Below are 3365 nucleotides of genomic sequence, written 5' to 3' on the forward strand. Positions count from 1 at the left end.
ATCTCTTACTAAAAAGTAAGCAAGAGAAATTTACACAAAATATCTTACACTACCTGAAAGCTATAATTTATCCAACAGTAAAATTCAATACAATTTCTCTATTGTTCCAAAAAAATATAAAATTAACATTGTAAAAAGTTTATCTTTTAAAACAATTAATGAATTATTGAAAAATAATTAATTTTATGTTTTTGGTTTGTTTTTTTCATAAAGTTTTTTAGCAGTTTCTAATTTTTTAGTCATAAAAAAATTTCTCCTTATAAATATTTTAGTTTAAATATTTGCTATTGAGAAATTTTTACACAAAATGTGTTACTGCCCTCAATTAAAGGTATTAAAAATAGAAAAAGGTATTAAATTACCTTTTTCTATTTAAATTATTCTTCCTTAACATCCGCTTTAAAAGAGTCATTATCTTCATTTGAAGCGTTTGCTTGTGAATTAGCACTTTGTTGTGCAAAAGCTTGAGCAGCTTGTTCTATTTGGTCTAATTTTGTTTTTAATTCATCAATTTTTTCTTCTTTTAATAAAGTTTTTAATTCTTCAATTTGTTTTGTTAACATTTCTTTTTGAGAATTGTCAATTTTATCTCCTTGTTCAGTTAAGGATTTTTCTAATTGTGAAATTAATGTTTCTGCTCTAACTGTTGTTTCTACTTTCTCTTTTTTCTTTGCATCTGCTTCTCTGTTTTCTTCGGCTTCTTTTATCATTTTTTGAATTTCTTCTTCAGATAGTGTAGATGTATTTTGAATTGTTATTGTTTGTTCTTTGTTTGTTTTTTTGTCTTTTGCTGTAACTTTTGTAATACCATTAACATCGATTGAGAAAGAAACCTCAATTTGTGGTACTCCTCTTGGAGCTGGTTCGATTCCTGATAAGTTAAATGTTCCAAGAACTTTATTATCTGCAGCCATTTGTCTTTCACCTTGAACTACAGAAATTGTAACTTCTGGTTGATTATCAGAAGCAGTTGAGAAAATTTGTGACTTAGTTACTGGAATTGTTGTGTTTCTTGGGATTAAAGGAGTTGCAATCCCACCCATTGTTTCAATACCTAGTGTTAAAGGGGTAACATCTAATAATAAAACATCATCAATTTCTCCTGCAAGCACTCCACCTTGAATAGCTGCACCAATTGCTACAACTTCATCAGGGTTAATGCTTCTATTTGGTTTTTTACCTAATGTATGTTCAATCATTGTTTGAACAGCAGGGATTCTTGTAGAACCACCAACTAATAAAATTTCATCTAAATCTTTAGCTTCCAGTTTAGCTTCTTTTAAGGCATCCATAATTGGTTTTCTTGTTTTATCTACAAGATAAGCAGTCATTGCTTCAAATTCTGATCTTTTTAGTTCTAATTCTACATTTATTGGACCGTTTTCAGAAACTGCTAAAAATGGTAATGAAATTGTAGTGATTGATTGTTCAGAAAGAGAAATTTTTGCTTTTTCTGCTTCTTCTTTTAATCTAGCCATTGCCATTTTGTCGTTTGTGGCATCATATTTATATTCACTTTTAATTTTTTCTAAAAGTCATTTAACAATTTCATGGTCTCAATCATCTCCACCAAGCCTATTGTCTCCGCTTGTAGAAAGTACTTCGAATGTTCCTGCTGCTAAATCAAGAACAGAAACGTCAAATGTTCCTCCCCCTAAGTCATAAACAAGAACTTTTAATTCTTTATCTGTTTTGTCAAGTCCAAAAGCAAGAGCAGCTGCTGTAGGTTCATTTATTATTCTTAAAACATCTAATCCTGCTATTTTTCCTGCAGTTTTGGTTGCTTCACGTTCTGCATTATCAAAGTAAGCTGGAACAGTAATAACTGCTTTTGAAACTTTTTTTCCTATTTTTTTCTCTGCATATTCTTTTAAATAAGAAAGAATCATTGCTGAAATTTCTTCTGGTTTGTATTCTTTTCCATTTGCTTTTACAGTCTTGCTTGTTCCCATCAATCTTTTAATAGAAGCAATTGCATCTGGATTTGTTTCTAATTGTCTTTTTGCAATTTCTCCAACAATAATATCTCCATTTTTAAAAGAAACTACAGAAGGAGTTGTTCTTTTTCCGTTAGGATTTTCTAAAACTATAGGTTTTTTATCTTCAATTATAGAAACAACAGAGTTAGTTGTCCCTAAATCTATTCCTAATACTATTTCTTTTGCCATATTTATTCTCCTTTTTAATAAGTGATTTTTTTATTTATGAAAACATTATAGCATATTTTTTAGCACTCACAAGTAAAAAGTGCCAAATTTTTAAATTTATAAAAAAATTAAGTTGGAACTCAACTTTTATTTTGATAAATTTTTAATTCTCACTAGATGTTTTTTAATGTTTTCTTCAAATTTTTCTTTGTTTGTTGTTATGTTGATAGTTTCTGTAATATATTTATTTTCTGGATTAGAAAAAAACTTATATAAATTTAAATCAAAGAAAATTTTTCCTCATTCAAATTCTTTGTCGCATGTAGGGCAAAGTAAAAAACCATTACATCCTTCAACAATCAATTTATTAGCATTATCGAAAGAAATTTTATTATTTTTAAATTCATTTTTTACATCCGAAACTCTATGTATATGTGCTGAAATTAAATGTTCTGAAAATTGATAACCACAAACTAAACATTTATCTGGATTTAAATTATTTTCACAATATCAAATTTTTATATTTTCTTTAAAAAGAGGTTGATTTCTTTTTAAGTCTTCTTCAGAGTGGGTTATATCAAAAATAGGTTGAGAAAAGATTGGCTGTTTATTTACTTCAAAATTATTTTGTTTTAAAATTTTTAATAAATTTTGCTTAATTTCAAATAATTTTTCGTTTGTTTTTAAAATTAAAAGTTTTTTCTTAATATCTTTATCTTTTTCAAATATTTTATTGATTACTATTGCACTGATTAAAGAATCTGATGCATTAGCTCCATCAAATTTAGCATATAGTTTAATCTCTTTTTTTAACTCATCATACTCAATATAACTTGATAAATTTCTTTTATTTTGCCTTTTTAAATTTTCTTTTTCTAATTGAAAATGTTTTATATTTTCAAATTTAGTATTCAAATTATTCTTTTGTCTTGCTGTTAAACTATAATTAATTTTTATGCCCAAAGTACTAAAAATTTTAAAATCTTTTAAAATTGTTTTTGGGAATTCTTCAATATATAAAAACAAATCTAAAGGATGTAATGATACAGAAATATTTTTTATATTATTTTCATAACTAAACAACAAAACTGGCAAAAAATTCTGCATAATATAAGTGTTTCTAGATTTTGGTTTACCATTTTCTCCTAATTTTTGAGTAAAATAAGGTAGTGTAAGATATTTTGTGTAAATTTCTCTTGCTTACTTTTTAGTAAGAGA

2 protein-coding genes are annotated in these 3365 nt (G+C 26.4%); both read right to left on the reverse strand.

The genetic code is table 4. From position 1 onward, the window contains the following. Positions 1-377: 377 nt before the first annotated feature. Positions 378-2168: a molecular chaperone DnaK gene (gene dnaK, locus ACXX89_RS03975; protein ID WP_458557735.1), complete on the reverse strand. Its 1791-nt coding sequence runs from the start codon at positions 2166-2168 to the stop codon at positions 378-380. A 126-nt stretch (positions 2169-2294) separates the two neighbouring features. Beyond that, entirely contained in the window at positions 2295-3254 is a 960-nt protein-coding gene (locus ACXX89_RS03980) for an HNH endonuclease signature motif containing protein (RefSeq protein ID WP_458557736.1), read from the reverse strand. Positions 3255-3365 lie beyond the last annotated feature (111 nt).

The sequence above is a fragment of the Mycoplasma sp. 1012 genome (assembly GCF_054343455.1).